The sequence below is a fragment of the Actinomyces sp. genome (genome assembly GCF_030530635.1).
GTDB lineage: Bacteria > Actinomycetota > Actinomycetes > Actinomycetales > Actinomycetaceae > Actinomyces.
In genome coordinates this window covers 1-6,222 of the sequence record NZ_JAUMUL010000102.1, presented here as the reverse complement: position 1 = coordinate 6,222, position 6,222 = coordinate 1, and the positions used below count along the sequence as shown (strand labels likewise).

The 6,222-nt window shown below is 65.0% G+C and carries 5 protein-coding genes and 1 pseudogene; 4 read left to right on the top strand and 2 right to left on the bottom strand.

What is annotated here, in order from left to right; all coding sequences use genetic code 11:
• The 4 genes and pseudogenes from Q4A20_RS14540 to Q4A20_RS14525 all read left to right on the top strand — a co-directional run.
• Nucleotides 1-249, top strand: a pseudogene (locus tag Q4A20_RS14540) (2-keto-myo-inositol dehydratase); the annotation flags it as partial.
• Nucleotides 250-336: 87 nt separating this feature from the next.
• Entirely contained in the window at nucleotides 337-1,347 is a 1,011-nt protein-coding gene (locus Q4A20_RS14535; RefSeq protein WP_303124071.1) for a Gfo/Idh/MocA family protein, read from the top strand.
• Nucleotides 1,348-1,384: 37 nt separating this feature from the next.
• On the top strand, nucleotides 1,385-2,257 hold the full coding sequence (locus tag Q4A20_RS14530; protein ID WP_303124069.1) for a sugar phosphate isomerase/epimerase: 873 nt from the start codon (nucleotides 1,385-1,387) through the stop codon (nucleotides 2,255-2,257).
• Nucleotides 2,258-2,431: 174 nt separating this feature from the next.
• Nucleotides 2,432-3,886, top strand: coding sequence for a sugar porter family MFS transporter (locus tag Q4A20_RS14525; protein ID WP_303124067.1), 1,455 nt, complete (start codon nucleotides 2,432-2,434; stop codon nucleotides 3,884-3,886).
• Between the two features lie 96 nt (nucleotides 3,887-3,982).
• On the opposite strand, the gene Q4A20_RS14520 is transcribed toward Q4A20_RS14525, so the two are convergent.
• Nucleotides 3,983-4,846 carry a sugar phosphate isomerase/epimerase gene (locus tag Q4A20_RS14520; RefSeq protein WP_303124065.1) on the bottom strand — a complete coding sequence of 288 codons (864 nt, stop codon included), beginning with the start codon at nucleotides 4,844-4,846 and terminating at the stop codon, nucleotides 3,983-3,985.
• Between the two features lie 97 nt (nucleotides 4,847-4,943).
• Entirely contained in the window at nucleotides 4,944-5,945 is a 1,002-nt protein-coding gene (locus Q4A20_RS14515) for a Gfo/Idh/MocA family oxidoreductase (protein ID WP_303124063.1), read from the bottom strand.
• Between the last annotated feature and the right edge of the window lie 277 nt (nucleotides 5,946-6,222).

The following is a 6,222-nucleotide window of genomic DNA, read 5'->3' as shown; positions in this document are numbered from 1 at the left end:
GAGGACATCACCCGCGAGGCCCACGAGAAGGACTGGCCCTTCGGCGAGGCCGTCACCAAGGGTGCCTCGGTCTGCCCGCCCGCCGGCCTGCCCGAGATGCACGCCTTCGTGGATGCGCTCGCCGAGCTGGACAAGCCGATCTACTGCATCTGCGAGCAGGACTGCTACCCCTGCGACCCGTCCTTCCCCAAGCCCAACGCCATCAACATGCGCAAGTACCTGGCCGAGTGTGGCCTGGGTCTGGCCTGATCGGCATCGCTCGGCGGCCCCGGGAGGGGTCGCCGAGCACATCCGCAAACCCACACCCGCAACGAATCCTCAAGGAAGAGAGAAATCATGACCGTTCGCATTGGTCTCATCGGCGCCGGCGGCATGGGCCGCGCCCACCTAGCCCGCATCACCAACGAGCTGTCCGGCGGCAAGATCGTCGCCGTGGCGGACATCAACCACGACGCCGCCGCTTCAGCCGCTGAGCCCTACGGCGCCAAGGTCTACGACACCTCCGACGAGCTGGTGGGTGACCCCGAGGTCGACGCCGTCGTCATCGCCACTTTCGGCAAGGTTCACGCTCCCGATGTCATCAAGTGCATTGAGGCCGGCAAGTACGTCCTGTGTGAGAAACCCCTGGCCACCACGGCCGAGGACTGCATCGCGATCATGGAGGCCGAGCAGAAGGCCGGTAAGAAGCTGGTTACCGTCGGCTTCATGCGGCGCTTCGACGCCGCCTACAACGAGATGAAGGCCGTCCTGGAGGCGGGCGAGCACGGCCAGGCGCTGCTGGTCCACAACCGCCACCGCAACCCCTCCGTCCCGGAGTCCTACACCTCGCGCATGGCTATCGACGACACCGCCATCCATGAGATCGACACCATGCGCTGGCTGCTGGGGGAGGAGATCGTCAAGGTCCGCGTCGAGCGCCCGAAGTCCACCACCCACCGCTTCGAGCACCTGATCGATCCGGTGGTTGTGGTCATGTACACCGAGTCCGGCGTGCGCATCGACGACGAGGTCAACGTCAACCTGCAGTGGGCCTACTCCATCGAGTGCGAACTCGTGCTCGAGACCGCGGCGGTGCGGCTGGGCGACCAGGAGAAGATCCATATCCGCGACGCCCACGGCAACCGCAACGCCATGTGCCAGTCGCATATCGACCGCTTCCAGGGCGCCTTCAACCGCGAGTTCCAGGAGTGGATCAACGCCGTCGCCCGCGATGAGCACACCGGCTCGACCTCCTGGGACGGCTACGCCGCCACCTCCGTCGTCGATGCCGCCGTCGCCTCCCTGGAGGACGCGTCCTCCCCGCTGGTGGATGTCACCCTCATCGACAAGCCGGACTTCTACGCCTGACGCCGGCCGGGAAAGAACAACCGAAAGGAGAGGCCTCATGGTCGACATCGCCCTTGACCCGAACATGTACTACCTGAGCATGTCCACTGCCGACACGCTGCACAAGGCTGCCGAGCTCGGGTTCAAGTACGTGGAGCTGTCGCCCAACAATGAGTTCCACCTGTGGCACCACTACCCCAAGGCCGACCGGGCCTTCATCGCTGAACTCAAGCAGGCGGAGAAGGACTCGGGCGTCAAGGTGCGCACCCTCAACCCCGTGTTCAACTGGTCCTCACCGGATGAGGCCGAGCGGCAGGCGCAGGTGCGCAACTGGCGGCGTCTGCTGGAACTGGCCGACGCCCTGGACGTACGCGACATCGTCTCGGAGTTCTCCGGCGACCGTAACCGAGCCAGCCGTTCCGAGCAGCAGTGGTACAAGTCCATTGAGGAGCTGGTCCCGCACTTTGAGAAGTACGGCATCCGCCTGAACATGGAGGCGCACCCCTACGACTTCGTCGAGTTGCACGACCGGGCCCTCGAACTCGTCCGCAGTGTTGACAAGGACTGGCTCGGCTACGAGTACTGCTGCCCGCACACCTTCCACCTGTCCGACGGCGCCGGTGACGCCGACCGGATGATCCGTACCGCCGCGGCGGCCGGCAAGCTCCGCGAGGTGCACGTCTCCGACGGATTCAACCACCGCATCAACGACGGCAACCGGTACATCATCAACCCGCCGGGCGCCGACGTCACCGTGCATCAGCACAACGCCATCGGCAACGGCGAGGTCCCGTGGGAGCAGGTCTTCTCGACGCTGCGCGAGGTCGACTTCGACGGTGTCGTCTCCGTGTGCATCTTCGGCTGGCATGAGTGGGCCGATGAGTACAACAAGGCCGCGCTGGAGCGCCTGACCCAGGAGTTCGGCGTCTGAATCCGGGGCCGGCCGCTCCCGCGCGGGGCGGCCGGCCTGGATGCCCTATAAGTCATTCATTAAAAATATGGTTCGCAAATAATGAGGTAGATCACTTGCCAAGATTTGTCCTGACATTTGGTCCTTGTGCGTGCTAGCGTGACCTCGACTGATCGAACCGACAAAGGAGTCAATGTGTCCCATAGCCCAACTGCCACCGCGCAAACCGGTGGCACCAAGCTGCCTCCACTCACACCCGGTCCCTACCGTGCCCGCCTGACCGTCGTCGCCCTGATTGCCACTCTGGGTGGACTGCTCTTCGGCTACGACACCAGCGTCATCAACGGCGCTCAGAGCTTCATGGTGCGGCCCGACCAGCTGGATCTGACCGATTTCGGTCTTGGCATCGCCGTCAGTTCGCTGCTGTTCGCCAGCGCCGTTGGTGCTCTGACCGGTGGTCGCATCTCGGACAGGATCGGCCGCAAGACCACGATCACCGTCATGGCCTCCCTGTTCATCGTGGGTGTGGTCGTCGTCGTCGCCGCCGTCAACCTGCCCATGCTGGCCGTTGGCCGCGTCGTCCTGGGGCTCGCCGTCGGCTCGGCCTCCGTGGTGGTTCCGGTCTACCTGGCCGAGCTCGCCCCGTATGAGATCCGCGGCTCCCTGGCCGGTCGCAATGAGATGATGATCGTGACCGGTCAGCTCCTGGCCATCGTCATGAACGCCATCATCGGCAACGTCTGGGGCAATGAATACCCGTGGGTGTGGCGAGCCATGTTCGCACTGGCGGCCGTCCCCGCCATCCTCCTGCTGCTCGGAGTGACCCGCCTGCCCGAGTCTCCCCGTTGGTTGGCCGATAAGGGCCGCGAGGAGGAGGCCCTCAAGATCCTCGACGACCTCAGGCCCGAGGGGCGGGCAGCGCCCGAACTGGCCGAGATCCAGGCCGCCTCCAAGGAGGAGGCCAGCCGGGTCAACATGTCGATCAAGGAGATCTTCTCCAACAAGAACCTGGTGCGCATCGTCCTAATCGGCTGCGGCATCGGCTTCTTCCAGCAGACTACCGGTATCAACTCCATCCTCTACTACGGTGAGCGGGTACTCGAGGAGTCCGGATTCAGCACAGGTGCGGCCCTCATTGCCAACATCGCTCCGGCCACGATCTCGGTTATCGCCGCGATCATCGCCCTGCAGATGATGGACCGTTTCTCTCGGCGCAAGACCTTCCTGTGGGGCTACGGTCTGGTCGCGGTATCGCACGTGCTCATTGCCTCCGCGGCACGTTTTCTACCGGAGGGAGGGGCCAAGCCCTTCGTACTGCTGGCGCTGATCGTGTTCTTCGTCGGGGCCATGCAGCTGTGCTTGAACGTGGCCACCTGGGTGACGCTCTCGGAGATCTTCCCGCTGAAGATGCGCGCCTTCGGCATGGGCCTGTCCGTCTTCGTGCTGTGGATGACCAACTCCATCCTCGGTTTGGTCTTTGCCAGCGTCATCGCGGCCATCGGACTGTCCATGTCCTTCCTCGCCTTCGCCGCGCTGAACGTCGTGGCCTTCATCTTCTTCTTCCTCTTCGTGCCCGAGACCAAGGGGCGCACGCTGGAGCAGCTTGAGGCCGATGTGATGAGCGGCGAACTCTTCAAGCGGGGCAGGTAAAGCCCATCGCGTTCCCGGTGCGTGCCGGGGACGGCGCAACGCAAGCGCCCCAGTTGGCCGGGGAAAGCCCTGGCCAACTGGGGCGCTGCGGCATTCCTACGCGGTGAGAATCTGCATCTCGTTCAGCAGCGTCTGAGCCACCAGGTGGAAGTCCAGCTCGGCGGAGTGGTCGTGAAAGATCTCCGAGCAGTACCAGCCGTCATATCCGGTCGCCTTGACGGCGTCGACCCACTCCTGCAGTGGGATGGAACCACCGCCGGTCCACACATTACGAGACACGCCCTGGTCGGGCACCTCGCCGGCGGGTACGGGCAGGCCGTCACACACGTGGACGGCACTGATCAGCTCCTTGTCCAGCTCGGCAACCTCCTGCGGGGTCGAACCCGTCACCCAGAAGTGCCAGAAGTCCACGACGATCTTCGCATTGGGACGGTTGATGCGCTCCAGAATCTCCAGCGCCTGGTTGACGTGGCACACCGGCGCCCAGCCGAGCGGTTCTAGGAACAGGTCCAGGCCGTGATCGGCGGCGATGTCTGCGGCCAGCGCTACGTTCTTAGCGGTTTCCGCAATGACCTCGGTGTCCGGGCGTCCGAGCAGACCGCGGAAGCGGGGGTCGTCGTCGGCCAGACGGCCCGCCTTGAAGTCTTGTACGACGGTGACGTCGACCGGGCCGGTGCACATCTGCATGGCCGGGGCGCCGACCACCTCGCCGACATGTGCCAGTTTTTCCGCCTCGGCGCGGAAGGCCTCCGGCTCGTCCTCCTGCAGGGCGCCGATGCCAGAGACCTCGATCCCCTCCAAATGCGGCAGGAGTGACTCGGGGGTGAAGCCGGCGTCGAGGTAGCGCCAGAGCTTCGGGCTCTGCAGCTCAATGCCCTCGAATCCGACATCCTTGGCGACGGTGATGTCGTTGAGGGCGGTGCCGTGGAAGGTGGAGGTGACATTCATGGACAGTTTCATGGGTGATCTCCTTCGATCGTGGTTGTGTTCGGGTCGCCGGGGCTATCGGGATGAATAAGCGCCGGCGACGCAGTGGGCGTCGCCGGCGAGGACGGGCTTACAGGCCGTCCGGGATGGTGACCGGTCGGCCGCTGTGCAGGGACTGCGTGGCCGCCTCGGCGATGATCTGGGCTCGCAGGCCGTCTTCGAGCGGTGCCGGTATCGGTGCGGAGTGCTCCAGGGCGTTCACGAAGGCGTCCAGGCTTTTGCGGTAGGTGCCGCGGATGCGCTCGAACCAGCCGACGTCCAGTCCGTTGGTGCGCAGCTCGCCGGGACCGTAATGGTTGACGAAGCCGGTGCGGTGGCGGGCGGCCTCGACCATGCGCACCGAGCCGTTGACCTCAATGCGCTCGTCGTAGCCGTAACCGATGCGGCGCTGGGAGTCGATCTGCACCAGGGCGCCGCCGTCCAAGCGCAGTACGGCGATAGAGGTGTCGACGTCACCCACCTCGGCCACAGCCGGGTCGACCAGGGCGGCGCCCGCTGCATAGACCTCGACCGGCTCGAGGCCGGTGATCCACCGCAGCAGGTCGAAGAAGTGGACGGTCTGGTCGCGCATCTGACCGCCGGAGACCTCCAGGTAGGCCAGTGGCGGCAGTGAGGGGCCGCGGGTGGTCATGGAGACGAGTTCCACCTGGCCTACCTCTCCGGAGTGTACGGCGTCGTGAACCGCCGCGTAGGCCTCGTCATAACGGCGATTGAAGTCCATCATTACGGGAATTCCCGCGGCTCGCGCAGCGGTGGCCGCCTCCCGGGCCACCTCTAGTGACAGGTCGATGGGCTTCTCGCAGAAGACGGCCTTTCCCGCGGCGGCGGATCGCTTGAGTAGATCGGCGTGAGTGTTAGTGGAGGAGGCGATCAGGACGGCGTCAATTGCCGGATCGGCGAAAACGGCGTCCAGATCGGTGGTGGGGGAGGCCCCATGGCGTTCGGCCAGTTCGGTGGACCTGGAGGTGTCGACGTCGAACACCCGGGCGAAATCCACATCCGGCTGGGCGGCCAGGTTCTCGGCATGGACGCGGCCGATGAACCCTGCGCCCAGGAGGGCGAAGGTTTGCATGAAGAGTTCCTTTCGGGACCGTCCGGCGTCAGGGGCCGATACGGAGCCGATGTCGGGGTCGGTGAACGGCGTTGTCCACCGGCTGAATACACGTAATTCACACGCGTTAATTCACGTCGTTATCATCTCTCCTCGGGGCTGAAGAGTCAACCCCTCTCGTCGCCTGTTCCGCGTTCGAGGCCGAGGGCGGCCCCGGCGCGGGTGCCGGGGCGCGGCTCAGGTGGGGGGTGCCCCTATGTGGTTTGTCAAGCGGCGGCGGGTAGTTGCTGGGCTGGTT

Excerpts from the sequence above, each read along its gene's own strand:
- Q4A20_RS14535 (WP_303124071.1), top strand. The coding sequence starts at position 337 with ATGACCGTTCGCATTGGTCTCATCGGCGCCGGCGGCATGGGCCGCGCC.
- Q4A20_RS14530 (WP_303124069.1), top strand. The coding sequence starts at position 1,385 with ATGGTCGACATCGCCCTTGACCCGAACATGTACTACCTGAGCATGTCC.
- Q4A20_RS14520 (WP_303124065.1), bottom strand. The coding sequence starts at position 4,846 with ATGAAACTGTCCATGAATGTCACCTCCACCTTCCACGGCACCGCCCTC.
- Q4A20_RS14515 (WP_303124063.1), bottom strand. The coding sequence starts at position 5,945 with ATGCAAACCTTCGCCCTCCTGGGCGCAGGGTTCATCGGCCGCGTCCAT.